The following is a 17,077-nucleotide window of genomic DNA, read 5'->3' on the forward strand; positions in this document are numbered from 1 at the left end:
TAATCTTATGATGAAAAAAACTTTACTCGTTACCAGCCTACTCGCCGTCCCTTTTGTCACTAATGCTCATAGTATTCAACTCTCCCCGGAGCTAAAAATTGGCGCCTATCGAGGCGCAGGAATTCAAGTTGGCCTACCTAATACGTTAGGCTTTGATGCTGTGTTTTTTGACTATGGACAAACTCGCTACGCCAGTAATGTCTATGACGAAACGTTGCATAGCTACCGAGTCGGCCTCCAGCAAATGTTTGGTCAAGCTGCCGCTCACGGATTTCAGGTAAGTATTGGTGGTGTGCAATATGATGGTAGCAAGAAAGAAGAGAGTCGCAGTGCGACAGGTGTTAGCATTGGTGCTAACTACGTCTATCAGATTACGGATAATCTAGGGGTCAGAACGGGACTTGATATCAATGTATTCGATAATCAACAAACCTACATCCCAGCGGATATCTTATCAAACTGGAATTTAGGTTTTATTCTACGCTTCTAGCATTACAGCTATCACCACCTCTAGCTCACAGTTCGGGCTAGAGGTGGTGAACTATCCGATAATATTTGGCAATTATGAGTTAAGTAAATCGTCAATGCTCTGCTCGCCAAGGTGGCGAACATCTTTCCCTTTCACAAAATAAATAATGTACTCACAAATATTCTGACAACGGTCCCCGACTCTTTCAATTGCTCTCGCCGACCACATCACTTGCAGTACGCTTGGAATATTCTTCGGGTTTTCCATCATATAAGTCATTAGCTGACGAATCACAGCCTCATATTCAGCATCAAGCTTATCATCTAGCTTATACGCCTCAGCCGCCGCATCAACATCCATGCGAGCAAACGCATCAAGCACTTGATGTAACATACTGATCGCTTGACGACATAATGGCTCTAGAGAGACATGAAAGCTTTGCTCTTTGGTCGAAGGCGTTTCGATAGCGACTCTCGCAATACGCGCAGCAACATCACCAATACGCTCTAAGTCCGTAATCGTTTTGATTATTGCCATCACTAAACGCAAATCTTTTGCCGTTGGTTGCCGTTTAGCAATAATGCGAGTGCACGCTTCATCAATAGACACTTCCATGGCATTCACTTTATGATCATCGCGAACCACTTTTTTAGCCAGATCAATATCGTCGTTATGCAACGCCTGTAATGCGAACGAGAGTTGTTGCTCCACCAGCCCTCCCATTGTGAGAACGTGGGTACGGATTGACTCGAGTTCCGCGTTAAACTGACCTGAAATATGACGACCAAAGTGCATGAGTTTTGTGTTCCTCTATCCGTAACGACCGGTAATGTAGTCTTCTGTTTGCTTTTGCAGCGGTGATGTAAAGATGGAATCGGTATCCGAGTACTCTACCAGCTTTCCTAAGTGAATGAACGCAGTATGATCACTGACCCTAGCCGCTTGTTGCATGTTATGAGTCACCATCACAACCGTATACTTTCTCTTTAAGTCGTTAATAAGCTCTTCAATAGTCAGCGTTGAAATTGGATCAAGCGCCGAGGTCGGTTCGTCAAGCAACAATACTTCTGGTTCAATCGCTATTGCGCGAGCAATCACTAACCGTTGCTGCTGACCACCAGATAACCCAAATGCATTTTCATGCAGACGATCTTTCACTTCATCCCATAGCGCAGCAGCGCGTAGCGAACGCTCAACAGCATCATCTAAACTTCGGCTATTGCGAACCCCCTGTAAACGTAAGCCATAAACGACATTCTCATAAATCGACTTTGGAAACGGATTCGGCCTTTGGAACACCATTCCAACTCGTCTGCGTAGTGTCGCGACATCCACTTTAGGGTGATAAATATTGTTGCCATGCAGCCGCACATCCCCTTGCACCGTGCAACCTTCAACCAAGTCATTCATGCGATTCATACAACGCAATAATGTCGATTTCCCACACCCCGATGGACCAATAAACGCCGTGACCTGCCCCTTAGGAATTCGCATCGAGACATTGTGCAGCGCCTGCGTACTTCGGTAGAACAAGTTCAAGTTCTCTATTTCAATAGCCGTCTGTTCCTCAGTAAGATCATTGACGTCAAGTGGTGTGGGGTAACCTAAAGTTTGATTGATAGAAAACATCGTTAATCTTGTCCTAGTGTTCGGTACTTTTCTCTCAAATTATTACGAATAGCGATAGCCGTTAAGTTTAACCCAACGACCACAGTCACTAATAAAAAAGAGGTGGCGTAAACCAGCGGTCGCGCCGCCTCAATATTGGACGTTTGAAAACCAATATCGTAAATATGAAAGCCCAAGTGCATGAACTTTCTCTCTAAATGAAGAAATGGGAACTGGGCATCAACTGGTAAGCTCGAAGCCAATTTCACCACACCGACGAGCATCAAGGGGGCGACTTCACCCGCAGCCCGAGCGACAGCCAGTATCAGTCCTGTAATAATAGCAGGACTAGCCATGGGTAACACTATTCGCCAAACCGTCTCAAACTGCGTCGCACCTAAGGCCAATGAACCATGCCTAGCCGATATCGGAATCCGATTTAGCCCTTCTTCAGTAGTCACGATGACCACTGGTAGCGTGAGTATTGCGAGCGTTAAAGCAGACCAAAGTAGTCCTGGCGTGCCAAATGTCGGTGCCGGTAAACGCTCTGCGTAAAACAGCGAGTCTATTGACCCTCCAATCGTGTAAACGAAAAATCCAAGACCAAAAACTCCATAGACAATGGAGGGGACACCAGCAAGATTAATTACACCGACACGAATCAAGCGCGTCAGCCAGTTGTTTTCAGCGTATTCATGTAAATAAAGTGCTACGATCACCCCAAGTGGCATCACTAGTACTGACATAATCAATACCAATAAGACCGTACCAAAAATAGCAGGAAATACCCCACCTTCAGAGTTAGATTCTCGTGGTTCTTCCGATAGAAACTTCCATACCTGCCCACTCCAATGAGTCAGCTTTTCAGACAGTGTCATCTGGTTAGGGTACCAAAAATCAACAATGCGACTTAGTGGGATCTCGAGTCGCTCTCCCTTCATATCCGACACAACTAATCTCTGGCTATTTAAGGTTTTCCTTAACGAGTCCAATTCCAGCTCATGCTGAGTAAGCTGTTGTTGAATAATTGCTTTTTGTTTTTCGTATTTCGAAAAAGCCTCATCGGTTAGTGTGCCATTCAACTCATCTCTACGCTGCTTTAGCCGCATAGACTCCAGTTGATGCCCTAAACCACGTATTCTTCGCTCTATAATCGTATCGATGTCTTGACGAGTCTGCTCTGCTTCTCTCAAAGCTACATAAAGTTGTTGTTGGATATCAGAATCCACGACACCGTCAACAGTGCTAAATGCAACAATCTCACCAAAAAAGTTGCCGCCTCTAGAGCGTTCGATAACAACAAGCTCTGCTGGTGTCTGTTGTTGATAGAGCTCAGGCTCAAGCACCGACAAAAAGTCCATTCCATACAGATCGCGATTGGCTATTTTTATGCTCAAGCGCTTCACTTTACCGGATTCAATTATCGATGCTGGCAAAATATCACTGGCATTAGGTATGGTATGCGTCGAGACCCATGTTTCAGAGTACACTTGCCCGATTAAGCGCTCTCCATTGAGGTCTTGCCATTGATATAAAGGGGCTGGCCAAAAATACGCTAACCCTTTCCAACCAATTAGCAATAGCAGACCCAATACGGAAATCAGACTGATGCTAACCGCGCCGCCAGTAAGCCAGACCCACGGAGCGCCAGACTTAAACCACTTAAACATAGAGCGCATCCTTACTCAGCTCACAGTGCACTGTATTTATCCCTCAATCGCTGTCGCACCCATTCGGCCATGGAGTTCACCACAAACGTAAAACTAAACAAAATCAACGCTATCAAAAACAGCAACCTATAGTGAGTGCTGCCAACATCAGATTCGGGTAACTCTACCGCCATCGTGGCAGAAAGGGTTCTCATTCCTTCAAAAATATTCCAATCCAATATCGGGGTATTACCTGTTGCCATCAATACAATCATGGTTTCTCCCACCGCTCTGCCGAGCCCCATCATCACGGCTGAAAATATTCCCGGACTCGCCGTCAGCAACACCACATACAATAGGGTTTGCCATTGCGTTGCTCCTAATGCCAGAGAGCCATCACATAGATGCTTCGGCACGGAAAAAATAGCGTCTTCAGCGATAGTAAAGATGGTCGGTATTACGGCAAACCCCATTGCAAATCCAACGACCAAGGCATTGCGCTGATCATAATCGATACCATGCTGAGCTAAGTAGACTCTGACATCCCCACCAAATAACCATACCTCCATGTCATAGGAATACGTCATCATTAAATAAATGGCGACTAGGATGACCGGAATTAAGGTGAAAGGATGTAAGCCACTCGGTAATTTTGTCGTTAGCTTCTTGGGAATCAAATACCATACAACACCCGTCGCCAATGATAGCAACGGCAAGGAGATCAGTAACATCATAACGGCTGGTAAATGACTTTCTACAATAGGCGCAAACCACAACCCTGCAAGAAAACCAATAATAACCGTTGGCAGCGCCTCCATCAGTTCAATCGTTGGTTTGACGACCTTTCTCATCCCTGAAGACATGAAGTAGGCGGTATATATCGCACCAAATATCGCTATAGGCACTGCAAACAACATGGCAAATCCGGCAGCTTTAAGCGTGCCAAAGGCAATAGGGACTAAACTGAACTTTGGTTCAAAGTCATCATTGGCAGCTGTGGTCTGCCACACAAATTCAGGCTCAGGGTAACTTTCATACCATACTTTTCCCCATAGAGCGCTCCAAGAAATTTCCGGATAGTCATTTTCTATTTTGACCACATGCAGCGCGTCATCAATCAACAACATCGCATAGCGATTATTGCTTGATAAGGTAATACTGTGTACATCCCCACTTGGGAGCGAAATATTTGACAGCGCTCTTTCGCTGGTTGTGTAGCGCCCTTCTAGTTCACCATTGGCGAGCTGGACATAGAAGCCTTTACTCAACGTTTCCGGAAGTACACGCGTAATTGGTGCAGAAAAATCAAACGAACGTATGGGAGTCAGTGTTCGCTCTCTATCCGCCAACACATCAAACCATTGCCAGATCTGTTGGTTTTGATGCTGAATCAGTAAAGAATACGCACCAGAAAGCAGTTCCATATCCACAACAGCTGATTGAGAACCAGCGGACAAATCCACCACCTCTCTCAGTACTAATGCGTTATTCTGCAACACTAATACATACAATTCGTTCGCCGCTCGCGCATACACGACACCTGCGCTAGGCGTTAATAGAATTTGCTCTACTTCAGGCAGAACAAAAGCCGTTGTGATGATGTTATTTTGAATCTCTGGTTGGCTATCAAATCGGTTTACAGGCGTCGCAACCGATGTCTGCTCAGTTGTGGCACCACCAATCGCTAATGCATCTTGTATAAGGTGAACTCGCCCCAACCGATCCAGAGTAACGAAAGAGATCATATTATTATTCAAAGACGCTGAGACAAGTTCAATCGGTTGATCATCAGTAGTAGCAGTAATCCACTTCATCTCATTTTTCTCAGCCGATACTCGTGTATGGTCACTTCCCTCTTGAGCCATGGAAGGGTCAAAAGCGGTAACCTCATTACTATTTCGAGTCAACGTTAGAAGCTGGGATGAGACGGTGACTGTCTCATTATCATCGGCATAGCGCTCTGTCGAGATCTCTCCTGTCTTCAACGATTTCTGAATAACTAAACCATCTTGGGTATAGAAACGCACATTCTCAGCATTACCATCAACAACCGACGCTATAATAGGGGTACTGATAGTCATTGGGACAGGCTGTGACCAAGTACTGGTCGCACCGGAAAAGATGGGGAGTGTAACAAAAGCTAAGTAAACAAAAATAAAGATCAACCCAGCAAGTACACTGAGACCACCAAACGAGACGATCCCTCGAGCAAGTCGATCTTGAATCTGACGTTTTCGATCTTTGGTATGCAATGAAAAGCTGGCATTTGCCATAATTTACATTCTATCTCTTGATGATATTTGAGGCTCTAAGGGGAATCCGTCCCACATTAGATTATGGGATAAAATACAAGCTTGCACGAAATGCCTCAACATATTATGTCGTTTACGTGACAATTATATTACACAGACTCTAAGGTACTGAAAACCATCACGTGTCATACGCTTTTATTATCAATAATGGAGAATGATTTATTCTATGAGCAAAAAGAAACTCCATGTCGACAAAGAGCTAAGCTGGCTATCTTTTAACGAACGTGTCCTTCAAGAAGCCGCCGATAAATCTGTTCCTTTGATCGAAAGGGTTCGATTTCTAGGTATCTTCTCAAATAATCTGGATGAATTTTATAAAGTTCGATTCTCAGCCGTTAAGCGTCGTATCCTATTCAATCCGAAAAATAGTGACAACGATGCCCCCAAACGCTTACTTTCAAAAATGCAAAGTAAAGCTCGAAAGCTAAACCTAAGGTTCGAAGAAATCTATAATTCATTGATTCTAGAAATGACACACGAACAAATCTTCTTTATCAATGAAACCCAGTTGACTCACACTCAACAAATATGGGTTAAAAAGTACTTTAAGAAACAGGTACTTCCTCATTTATCTCCACTGATGCTCAACGATGACGTTGATATTCTGCCGTTTGTAAAAGATGAATATGCCTATATCGGCGTTGATATAAAAGCCGCCGACACCTCACAATATGTTCTACTAGAGATCCCTACCGATCACTTATCTCGTTTTGTCACCGTGCCAGGTCACAAAAGTGAACAACGTCAGACTATCATTTTACTCGACAGTATCGTTCGCTATTGCTTAGAAGATCTCTTTCATGGTTTTTTCAACTACGATGATATCAATGGCTATGCCATTAAAATAACCAGAGATGCGGATTACGATCTAAACTTTGACACCGAACATAACCTATTAGAACAAATGTCTAAAGGCGTAAGTCAACGCCTCTGTTCCATGCCAATCCATTTTGTTTATGAGCAAAGTATGCCCGATAGCATGCTCACTTTTTTCAGAACCAAGCTCAGTATTTCTCAGTATGACAGCCTCTCTCCGGGTGGGCGGTTCCATCACTTTAAAGATTTCATTAATTTCCCCAACATGGGTCATCACTATTTAGAACATAAACCACTCCCTCCCATGCGATGTTCTGACTTTGCTGGCTACAACAACTATTTTGATGCCATACGAGCGAAAGACATTTTACTCTACTTTCCCTATCACTCTTTTGAACATATTACCGAATTAGTTCGCCAAGCATCCTTTGATCCCAAGGTTACTAGCATCAAGATTAATATATATCGAGTAGCAAAAAACTCTCGGCTCATGAACTCTCTGATTGAGGCTATTCACAATGGTAAACAAGTGACTGCCGTCGTGGAGTTACAAGCTAGATTTGACGAGGAAGCGAATATTGAATGGTCTAAAATCCTTACCGACCATGGCGTACAGGTCATATTCGGCGTTCCTGGGCTAAAAATCCACGCGAAGTTATTGCTGATTAGCCGGGTAGAGCAAGAAAGAATAGTCCGCTATGCTCACGTAGGAACAGGGAATTTTCATGAAAGTAATGCTCGCCTCTATACAGACTTTTCGTTGTTGACTGCCGATCAAACCATCGCAGATGAAGTACGTGATGTCTTTGGCTATATCGAAAATCCATATCGCCCAGTGAAATTCGAGCAATTAATTGTCTCGCCACGTAACTCTCGAAAACAGCTTTATCGACTCATCGATAACGAAATTTCCAACGCTTTAGCAGGGCAAGAAGCACAACTAATACTAAAAGTGAATAATCTTACGGATAAAAGGGTCGTCCAAAAGCTCTATCTCGCTAGTCAAGCTGGGGTTATCATCCACATGATTGTTCGAGGGATGTGTTCACTTATTCCAGGACTCAAAGGTATTAGTGACAACATTACTATCATCAGTATAGTTGACCGATTTTTGGAACATCCTCGCGTCATAATTGCACATAATGGCGGAGAACCTGCTGTCTATATATCCTCTGCCGACTGGATGACCCGAAATATTGATCACCGAATCGAAGTCACAACCCCAATTAAGGATGAACGCTTAAAACAACGTATCATCGACATCATCGACATTCATTTTGCCGACAACCTAAAAGCACGCTACATCGATAAAGAAATGAGTAATCGCTATGTTTCTCGTGGTCACCAAAAGAAACTACGTTCACAAACTGCCATTTACGACTATCTTCAACACATAGAGAAGCACACAAAAAAGAACAACTAACAGCGGATAGACCATGCACAATAATAGTCAGGCCATCAAACAAATAGCTGCCATTGATTTGGGTTCAAATAGCTTTCATATGATCGTTGCTAAGGTCATCAATCAAGAGATTCAAATTGTCAGTAGGCACAAGAAAAAGGTTCGATTAGCACAAGGTCTAGACTCAGAGAATAACCTAGATGTAGAGGCTATCACGAGAGGACTTGAGTGCCTTTCTATGTTTGCTGAAAGACTGCAAGGCTTTGATGTGAATAACGTTCGCATCGCTGCCACACACACCTTACGAGTAGCAAATAATACGGCGAGTTTTTTACAACAGGCCAGCGCTATTCTCCCCTTTCCAATAGAAGTCATCCCTGGCGAAGAAGAAGCAAGATTAATATACGCTGGCGTCGCACACACGCAAACAGAGTCATTATCTAAGCTTGTCATCGATATTGGTGGAGGAAGCACGGAACTGATTATCGGTGAAGCCTTTACCCCTAAGCGACTTAATAGTACCCGAATTGGGAGCGTCACTTTTACACAAAAATACTTCAAGAGCGGAAAATTAACAGCGGAACAATTTTCCAAAGCCATGTTATCAACGCAACAACACCTTGAAGATTTAGTGCCCTACTATAAAAAAAACAGTTGGGAAATAGCCTTCGGTTCATCCGGGACGATCAAGGCGATCAAAGAGGTGTTGGTCGGTCTTGGTTATGACGACGGCATCATCAAAACCAAACGATTACATAAACTTATAAGTAAACTTTGCGAATTTGATCATATCAATGACGTAACTTTAATTGGTCTAAATAAAGAAAGGCAACCGACTTTTTCCGCTGGTGTAGCAATATTAACCGCCATTTTTGATAGCCTATCATTACAAGAAATGCATTATTCGAGTGGCGCATTACGTGAAGGTTTACTCTATGAAATGGAAGACCACTTTCAACGCTCTGATATCCGAATGCGAACCGCCGAAAGTCTTGCACTAAAGCACTTTGTCGACACAGCGCATGCCAATAATGTTCGTACTCAAGCGCGGGAGCTTCTTTCCCAATTACACGAAACTCTTGAGCTTAAAGAAAACCGTCAGCTATATAGCTTAATAGAATGGAGTGCACTACTGCATGAGGTAGGGTTAAGTATCAATTATCAAGCCTTTCACCGCCACTCAAACTATATACTGAAACATGCAACTATGCCGGGTTTCAATAGCGAAGAACAGTTAGTCTTAGCGACATTGGCCCGGTTTCAACGAAAACCACTTAGGTTAGATGAACTCCCTCACTTTTCTCTATACAAACGGAAACATATAGAAGGGCTCATTCGTACCCTCAGACTCGCGATTATTCTCAACGGACAGCGAAGCGAGACAGAAAAACCATTAATACGAATTGCTGTCACTAAAGAGGCCTGGCTACTCACAAGTGCCAACAAAGACTGGCTGAAAGAAAACAGATTGCTTAACGCCGATCTGCAAAATGAACAGAACTACTGGCGCGAGGTCGGCTGGACACTTAAATACTTCTGATAGTAGGACGCAGCACACGCCTCAATCATTGAGAGTAAGTCCAACTTTTGCAAGCTCATGCTCTACAAACAATGGGGTTAATGGGACATAACCATTTTTTTCTACAATACGCTGCCCCTCTCGAGAATAAATATAGCGAATATACGCTTCTTCTATTGGCTCCAAGGGTTTATTTGGATTCTTATTGACGTAGACATAAAGGTAACGTGACAACGGATAGTTTCCCGATAATACATGCTCCTGCAGCGGAAAAACATAATCACTACCTTGCTTAGCAATAGGAACAAGCCTTGCTCCAGAGACTTGATACCCAATGCCTGAATAACCAATAGTATTTACCGATGAAGCGACCGATTGAGCAACAGAAGCCGAACCGGGCTGTTCATTGACATTCCGCTTGAAGTCGCCACCACATAACGCATTTTCTTTAAAGAAACCGTAAGTTCCTGATACAGAGTTGCGACCAAACATCTGGATCGCACGTTGGTTCCAATGACTTTTTACGCCTAACTCCGACCATGTCTGCACACTGGCTAATGCTCCGCATCTTAACGTGGCTGAAAAAATACTATCAAGTTGCTCAAAATTGAGGCCTTGAATAGGGTTATCCTTATGAACAAAAATTCCGATCGCATCGATCGCAACACTTAAAGCTGTGGGCTTGTAGCCATACTCTCTCTCAAAAGCATTCACCTCCTGTAACCTCATCGCTCGACTCATTGGGCCAAACTGTGCGGTTCCTTCAGCAAGAGCTGGAGGAGCAGTAGAGGACCCCGACGCTTGGATTTGAGCGTTTACATTAGGATAAATCGTCTTAAACTCTTCTAACCATAATGTTGTCATTCCAGATAGAGTATCGGATCCCACTGAAGATAAATTCCCCGATACGCCTGGTATTTTTTGATAGCGCGGCAACTCAACAGCGACAGCGTTGAATGAAGCCACTACCAAGCCAACCCATAAGGTGATACGTGAAGTGTTTAACATTAATTGACAACCAATCGCTCGGGTAAAATAAAGGAGAACTTACTACCGACATTCACTTCAGAATGGATTTCCAAATGAGAGTCATGATGAGACAAGGCATGCTTTACTATTGCCAAACCCAAACCACTACCCCCAGTATCCCGTGAACGCGCCTTGTCGACTCGGTAAAAGCGCTCGGTCAAGCGATGTAAATGCTGAGCTTCTATACCGTCACCGGTATCTTCCACTTCTAAACACGCGCCTTGAGAAGACTGATACCAGCGAACTTTCACGCCCGCCCCTGGCGGTGTATATTTAACAGCATTGTAAACAAGATTGGAGATAGCACTGCGCAATTGGTCCTCATCACCAAAAACTCGCAAGCGATTATCGATATCAAACTCAATGACATGCCCTTCATCACCACTTAAGCTTACCGCTTCTTTCTCTAGAATCTCCAACATCGCGGGCACATTAACTACTTCATCTAATTCGTGCATCGGAGCCGCTTCTATTTTAGAAAGCGTTAGCAGCTGATTAACTAAACTGTTCATACGGTTAAGTTGTTCTGTCATCACACCATGTGCTTTTGTCCACATAGGCCCAACGATCATATCGGGGTCTTCAGTCATCTCAAGATAGCCTTGCAATACTGTCATTGGCGTACGCAGTTCATGAGAGACATTCGCAAAGAAATTTCGGCGCATTCCTTCTAGCTGCTTTAACTGACTCACATCACGCACAACCATCAAGTGCTCACCTTCGGTATAAGGCACGATACGCAATTCCAACATTCGCTCCACATTTAAGGGCGAAGGCATTTCTAACGGCTCAGAAAAATCGTTCTTATTGAGATATTTGATAAAGTCAGGAGTGCGAATTAGATTCGAAATAGGCTGCCCAGAATCACCAGGCCATCGAAACCCAAGTAAGTGCTGAGCCAATTTGTTGCACCAGACAATGTTACCTTCACTACGGAAAACAACGACAGCATCCGGCAACGATTCCGCACCATTCTTAAATCGCCGAATTAGGTTAGTCAGCTCTTTGCGTTTTCGTCGTTGGCGCTGCTGTAAACGATAGATACCATTAAACAGTAGCTCCCAGTTTCCTGTACCCGAAGGAGGCGTAAGACGCTTCTCATCCCATAGCCATGCGGATAGACGCAGTTGATTATGCAGATGCCAAATCAACTGCATAACCGTTGCGGCAAGCAGTAACCACGGCATATAGCCAAATATCCACCCGACAATAATCCAAGGGGTGTAAAAAAAAGCCAGCTCCCAAGCTAGCTTTTTCCATGTTAAACGTTCAACCATCTACCTCTCCGGTTCAATACTAGCCTTTGGTTGAGAATCGATAGCCAGCACCTCGTACTGTTTGAATCAGCTTATCATGTCCCGCTGATTCTAATGCTTTACGCAACCGACGAATATGTACGTCTACTGTGCGGTCTTCTACATAGACGTTGGTGCCCCACACGTTATTAAGTAGTTGCTCACGACTATAGACACGCTCTTGATGGGTCATAAAGAAGTGCAGCATCTTAAACTCGGTCGGCCCCATATCTAATGGTTGATCGTTCGCCGTTACTCGATGAGAAACAGGATCTAATTTCAAACCTTGAACATCAATCACATCTTCTAGCGCAGTAGGTGTGACACGACGAATCACCGCCTTTAAGCGTGCTACCAACTCTTTCGGCGAAAACGGCTTAGTGATGTAGTCATCCGCCCCAACCTCAAGGCCACGAACTTTATCTTCTTCCTCGCCGCGAGCAGTGAGCATCACGACTGGAATATTACGAGTCAATTCTTCTCGCTTCATGTGCTTGATAAAATTAATGCCAGAACCACCAGGTAGCATCCAATCTAGAAGTACTAAGTCGGGGAATGGTTCAGCCAACTTGTTGACTGCTGTATCGTAATCTTCTGCTTCTACGGCTTGATAGCCTTTTTGCTCCAATACAAAGCACAACATCTCTCGAATAGGTGCTTCATCCTCAACAACCAGGATTCTTCTAGACATAACGGCGTAACCTTATGGAATCTAATCAACTGCATGCATTATCAGTAATTATTATGACACTTTTGTGACCATTGAAAACAATTTTTCATATAAGTTTCGCACAAATCCCATTGTCAGAATCAATATTTAGGCTAGGACATTCTGGTCAAAATTGCCTATGATGTGCAGCGTTCAATTATTAATGTGAGAGTAATATGTGGTTTAAAAACTGTTTGGTCTATCGTTTCAATAAGGAACTTGAGTTTAACGCTGATAAGCTAGAACAGCAGCTTGAAGAGTTTCGTTTCACGCCATGTGGCAGTCAAGACAAACAAAAGTTTGGCTGGGTTACTGCACTGGGCAAACATGGCGACATGATGACTCATGTATCTGAAGACCGTATTTTGCTTTGCGCTAAGAAAGAAGAAAAAATGTTACCTGCATCAGTGATCAAAGAATCACTGAATAACAAGGTAGACTTACTAGAAACGCAAGAAGGTCGTCCACTTAAGAAAAAAGAAAAAGATGACCTTAAAGAAGACATTATTATTGATTTACTGCCGCGTGCATTTAGCCGAAGCAATCTCACCTATATGGTTATCATGCCGAAAGATGGCTTCATTATTGTTGACTCAAGCAGCTTTAAAAAAGCAGAAGATGTGATTGCGCTGCTTCGTAAAACCATGGGCAGCCTCCCTGTTATCCCTGCATTCCCAGAGCAGCCAATAGAAAATACGCTGACGGAATGGGTAAAAACGGCAAGTACTCCAGCAGGCTTCAATATGCTTGATGAAGCTGAACTTAAATCAGTACTAGAAGACGGCGGTATCATCCGCTGTAAAAAGCAGGAGCTATCCAGTGATGAGATTCTTGGACACATTGAAGCCAATAAGTTTGTCACCAAGTTAGCTCTCAACTGGCAAGAGCGTATTGAGTTTATTTTTGCTGACGATGGCAGCATTAAGCGCTTGAAGTTTAGTGACGAACTCAAAGACCAAAACGAAGACATCCCTAGAGAAGATGCCGCAGCAAGAATCGACGCCGATTTTTCTTTATTATGTGGCGAGTTTAGTACGTTCTTACCCGACTTATACAAAGCATTTGGCGGCTTACCACAACAATAACCCTTTCGAATCAATGCCCGGTACTTCCGGGCCTATTTCTACACTTGGAATAGCTACAATTTTAGCGTAGAATTTGCGCCCCTTAGTACCATCAGGTGGTACTTCCCTGACTTATAATCAGAATAGAGATTTTAGCAATGTTTACTCCAGAACTCTTGTCACCCGCCGGCAGCCTTAAGAATATGCGTTATGCATTCGCATATGGTGCAGACGCCGTTTATGCAGGTCAGCCTCGTTATAGCCTTCGTGTTCGTAATAATGAATTTAACCATGAGAACCTACAGATAGGTATTAATGAAGCCCATGAGTTAGGTAAGCAATTTTATGTGGTATGTAATATTCAACCGCATAACTCTAAGTTAAAAACCTTTATTCGCGATTTAAAGCCTGTTGTTGAAATGGGGCCTGACGCACTTATCATGTCAGACCCTGGTCTAATCATGATGGTACGTGAAGCATTCCCGGATATGGCGATTCACTTATCCGTGCAAGCAAACGCCGTAAACTGGGCAACCGTTAAGTTTTGGGCCGCAAACGGCGTAGAGCGTGTCATCGTCTCGCGCGAATTATCGCTTGAAGAGATCGAAGAGATTCGTGAACACTGTCCTGAAACAGAGCTTGAAGTATTTGTTCATGGCGCACTTTGCATGGCGTACTCTGGTCGTTGTCTGCTATCTGGCTATATCAACAAGCGCGATCCAAACCAAGGGACTTGTACTAACGCTTGTCGCTGGGAGTACAATGTTGAAAAAGGCAAAGAAAACGACGCAGGTCAAATTGTCGAAGAATTCGATCCGAATACTCCGAGTGCAATCGAAGTTCAAGATGAGCGTCCCGATAATACTCTAGGCCTAGGTAAGCCAACTGACGAAGTCGTTCTACTTTCAGAAAGCCACCGTCCAGAAGAAAAAATGGCCGCCTTCGAAGATGAGCATGGTACCTATATCATGAACTCAAAAGATCTTCGTGCTATTCAACATGTCGAGCGATTGACCAAAATGGGTGTTCATTCACTAAAAATTGAAGGACGTACGAAGTCATTTTATTACTGCGCGAGAACAGCTCAGGTCTATCGTAAAGCGATTGATGATGCCGTCGCTGGTAAGCCATTTGATGAAACATTATTGGGCACACTAGAGAGTCTTGCGCATCGTGGTTATACAGAGGGCTTCTTGCGTCGCCATACTCATGATAGTTATCAAAACTACGACTACGGATATTCTGTTTCAGACGCTCAGCAATTCGTCGGTGAGTTTACTGGCAAGCGTCGTGGAGCTTTAGCGGAAGTTGAAGTTAAGAACAAGTTTATCGTCGGCGACAGCTTAGAGATCATGACCCCTCAAGGGAACGTTGTTTTTAACCTAGAAGTCATGGAGAACCGTAAATCAGAAGTTATCGACGATGCTAAAGGTAACGGTCACTTTGTCTTCATTCCAGTTCCTGAGGATATGGAACTAGATTTCGCATTACTTATGCGTAATCTAAATGCTGGTCAGGATACTCGTAACCCTACAGGCAAATAATATGGCTCTGTTAATTACAGGAAAATGCATTAACTGCGACATGTGTGACCCAGAATGTCCTAATGAAGCAATAGCGATGGGAGCGGAAATTTATGAAATTGATCCCGCACTATGTACTGAATGTAAAGGGCATTACGATAAACCTACATGTCAATCGGTTTGCCCGATAACTAACTGCATAATTACAGATCCAAATAATGTGGAAACAGAAGATGAACTGCTAGAAAAGTTTGTCATTATCCAAGGCATGGCCTAAAGAAAAAGCCTCCATTTGCTGGAGGCTTTTTTTTATCCCGATTTTTCAATGGGAAACACATTACAGTACAACTCTTTTTCGTATTGCATTTCAAGCTTCTTACGCCAATTTTCGGCAGAATTAACAGGGATTAAATAGAACTTCTCCCGGCTGGTATCAGTAACAAAAGCGATACCATGCTGCATCAATTCATAGTGAATATCATTGATAAATCCTAATGTGAACCCTTGACGACCAGAAAGCTGATTAATGTCCTCTCTAGTCAAGATTACTCCCTCTTTTTCAGAAGAAAACCTCTCCCTCAGCCAACGGGAAAACTGCCGTGCTGAAATCATAGTCATAACGGTATTCCTTACCCAAACTCTTAAAGGCTTGCACCAAAGAAAAGCAGCAGAGTAGCCAAAACCACGACAGAGAGGCTAATAACAAACAACTAATCCACTGAATTACTGATAATATAGTCAAGCAAAAGTCACTTCTCCAGTCCCAAATATGAGAGGACTGACATTCATTTATTTGTGACAACTATCTATAAAGATAAACTAGGAAGGAGTTCGTCAGGGTCAAATTTGCATTTGTAATAAATGGCACACATTTAAAAATAAATATATTTATCAGAAACTTACAAAACACGCAAAGCTAAGAACAGCAAGGCACAAGAGCGATATCAACCATAAAAAAGGGGTACCTATCGCTACCTCGGTTTTTGAAAAGTAAACAACCTGCGAAGACTAACGTTTAGAGGCGAAAGAATGCGAAAATTTCAACCAAGCACGACTCTTTAGGACTGGTGCCCAATACCCTCAACACGTAGTTTTAGTAACGAAAAAATGAAAAAGGCCCCGACCGAAGTCAGAGCCTTTGGGTATGGCAGGGGTGGACTGAGCCGGCATTCCGGAGATTTGACCGGGCTGGCGATCCAGCTCCCAACACATCGCTTTGAAAAAGCGAAAACGAAAAAGGCCCTGACCTAAGTCAGAGCCTTTAGATATGGCAGGGGTGGAGAGATTCGAACTCCCAACACGCGGATTTGGAATCCGCTGCTCTGCCAATTGGAGCTACACCCCTGTAGTTGTTTTTAAGACTTAACTTTGTCTAAATAAGTGGCGGAGTGGACGGGACTCGAACCCGCGACCCCCGGCGTGACAGGCCGGTATTCTAACCAACTGAACTACCACTCCGCAGTGGCTTACTCGCTATTGCAAGTGTCCATAAATTAAAGCCTGGCGATGTCCTACTCTCACATGGGGAAACCCCACACTACCATCGGCGCTACTGCGTTTCACTTCTGAGTTCGGCATGGGATCAGGTGGGTCCGCAACGCTATGGTCGCCAAGCAAATTCTTCTTTTACTTTCAGCTTTTATWAAAAGCTRAAGGCAAAATTAATCTGGAAAGCTTAATAA

At 43.6% G+C, this 17,077-nt stretch carries 14 protein-coding genes, 2 tRNA genes and 1 rRNA gene; 6 read left to right on the forward strand and 11 right to left on the reverse strand.

Annotation, left to right across the window (positions count from 1 at the left end):
* The first annotated feature begins 7 nt into the window (after window positions 1-7).
* Window positions 8-490 (forward strand): hypothetical protein, encoded by a 483-nt coding sequence (locus L4D74_RS14285; RefSeq protein ID WP_428752757.1) that lies wholly within the window; start codon window positions 8-10, stop codon window positions 488-490.
* Between the two features lie 72 nt (window positions 491-562).
* Here L4D74_RS14285 and phoU read toward each other — a convergent pair whose 3' ends face one another.
* Genes phoU through L4D74_RS14305 form a run of 4 tightly spaced genes read right to left on the reverse strand, consistent with a single transcriptional unit; the run spans window position 563 to window position 5,999 of the window.
* A complete protein-coding gene (gene phoU, locus L4D74_RS14290; protein ID WP_265676098.1) occupies window positions 563-1,264 on the reverse strand; it encodes a phosphate signaling complex protein PhoU in 702 nt (233 codons plus the stop codon).
* Between the two features lie 15 nt (window positions 1,265-1,279).
* Complete coding sequence (pstB, locus tag L4D74_RS14295) at window positions 1,280-2,098, reverse strand: phosphate ABC transporter ATP-binding protein PstB (protein ID WP_428752758.1); 819 nt, start codon at window positions 2,096-2,098, stop codon at window positions 1,280-1,282.
* Between the two features lie 2 nt (window positions 2,099-2,100).
* The gene (gene pstA, locus L4D74_RS14300; protein ID WP_428752759.1) at window positions 2,101-3,747 is read right to left on the reverse strand and encodes a phosphate ABC transporter permease PstA; all 1,647 of its coding nucleotides are present in this window, start codon (window positions 3,745-3,747) and stop codon (window positions 2,101-2,103) included.
* 20 nt (window positions 3,748-3,767) lie between these two features.
* Window positions 3,768-5,999 (reverse strand): ABC transporter permease subunit, encoded by a 2,232-nt coding sequence (locus L4D74_RS14305; RefSeq protein ID WP_428752760.1) that lies wholly within the window; start codon window positions 5,997-5,999, stop codon window positions 3,768-3,770.
* Window positions 6,000-6,204: 205 nt separating this feature from the next.
* On the opposite strand from L4D74_RS14305, the gene ppk1 reads away from it, so the two are divergent.
* Together ppk1 and ppx are read left to right on the forward strand one after the other, a co-directional pair.
* A complete protein-coding gene (ppk1, locus tag L4D74_RS14310) occupies window positions 6,205-8,277 on the forward strand; it encodes a polyphosphate kinase 1 (protein ID WP_428752762.1) in 2,073 nt (690 codons plus the stop codon).
* A gap of 13 nt (window positions 8,278-8,290) precedes the next feature.
* Window positions 8,291-9,796, forward strand: a complete 1,506-nt coding sequence (gene ppx / locus L4D74_RS14315) for an exopolyphosphatase (protein WP_428752764.1) — start codon at window positions 8,291-8,293, stop codon at window positions 9,794-9,796.
* A gap of 21 nt (window positions 9,797-9,817) precedes the next feature.
* On the opposite strand, the gene L4D74_RS14320 is transcribed toward ppx, so the two are convergent.
* The 3 genes from L4D74_RS14320 to phoB are packed head-to-tail and all read right to left on the reverse strand — an operon-like array spanning window position 9,818 to window position 12,790.
* A complete protein-coding gene (locus L4D74_RS14320) occupies window positions 9,818-10,783 on the reverse strand; it encodes a PstS family phosphate ABC transporter substrate-binding protein (protein ID WP_428752765.1) in 966 nt (321 codons plus the stop codon).
* A complete protein-coding gene (gene phoR, locus L4D74_RS14325; RefSeq protein ID WP_428752767.1) occupies window positions 10,783-12,081 on the reverse strand; it encodes a phosphate regulon sensor histidine kinase PhoR in 1,299 nt (432 codons plus the stop codon). Before phoR ends, L4D74_RS14320 begins: the two co-directional genes overlap by 1 nt.
* A 19-nt stretch (window positions 12,082-12,100) precedes the next feature.
* On the reverse strand, window positions 12,101-12,790 hold the full coding sequence (phoB, locus tag L4D74_RS14330) for a phosphate regulon transcriptional regulator PhoB (RefSeq protein WP_042500693.1): 690 nt from the start codon (window positions 12,788-12,790) through the stop codon (window positions 12,101-12,103).
* 194 nt (window positions 12,791-12,984) lie between these two features.
* On the opposite strand from phoB, the gene rdgC reads away from it, so the two are divergent.
* The 3 genes from rdgC to L4D74_RS14345 all read left to right on the forward strand — a co-directional run bounded on the left by rdgC (window position 12,985) and on the right by L4D74_RS14345 (window position 15,672).
* Window positions 12,985-13,893, forward strand: coding sequence for a recombination-associated protein RdgC (rdgC, locus tag L4D74_RS14335; protein WP_428752768.1), 909 nt, complete (start codon window positions 12,985-12,987; stop codon window positions 13,891-13,893).
* Between the two features lie 137 nt (window positions 13,894-14,030).
* The gene (trhP, locus tag L4D74_RS14340; protein WP_428752769.1) at window positions 14,031-15,416 is read left to right on the forward strand and encodes a prephenate-dependent tRNA uridine(34) hydroxylase TrhP; all 1,386 of its coding nucleotides are present in this window, start codon (window positions 14,031-14,033) and stop codon (window positions 15,414-15,416) included.
* 1 nt (window position 15,417) lies between these two features.
* The gene (locus L4D74_RS14345) at window positions 15,418-15,672 is read left to right on the forward strand and encodes a YfhL family 4Fe-4S dicluster ferredoxin (RefSeq protein ID WP_265676108.1); all 255 of its coding nucleotides are present in this window, start codon (window positions 15,418-15,420) and stop codon (window positions 15,670-15,672) included.
* 32 nt (window positions 15,673-15,704) lie between these two features.
* Here L4D74_RS14345 and L4D74_RS14350 read toward each other — a convergent pair whose 3' ends face one another.
* The 4 genes from L4D74_RS14350 to rrf form a co-directional block, all read right to left on the reverse strand.
* Entirely contained in the window at window positions 15,705-16,013 is a 309-nt protein-coding gene (locus tag L4D74_RS14350) for a hypothetical protein (protein WP_428752771.1), read from the reverse strand.
* A gap of 650 nt (window positions 16,014-16,663) precedes the next feature.
* A tRNA-Trp gene (locus L4D74_RS14355) sits at window positions 16,664-16,740 on the reverse strand.
* 36 nt (window positions 16,741-16,776) lie between these two features.
* A tRNA-Asp gene (locus L4D74_RS14360) sits at window positions 16,777-16,853 on the reverse strand.
* Between the two features lie 40 nt (window positions 16,854-16,893).
* Window positions 16,894-17,009: ribosomal RNA gene (gene rrf / locus L4D74_RS14365) — 5S ribosomal RNA — on the reverse strand.
* Window positions 17,010-17,077 lie beyond the last annotated feature (68 nt).

Origin of the sequence: Vibrio cionasavignyae (genome assembly GCF_050337155.1) — a bacterium.
Taxonomy (GTDB): domain Bacteria; phylum Pseudomonadota; class Gammaproteobacteria; order Enterobacterales; family Vibrionaceae; genus Vibrio; species Vibrio nomapromontoriensis.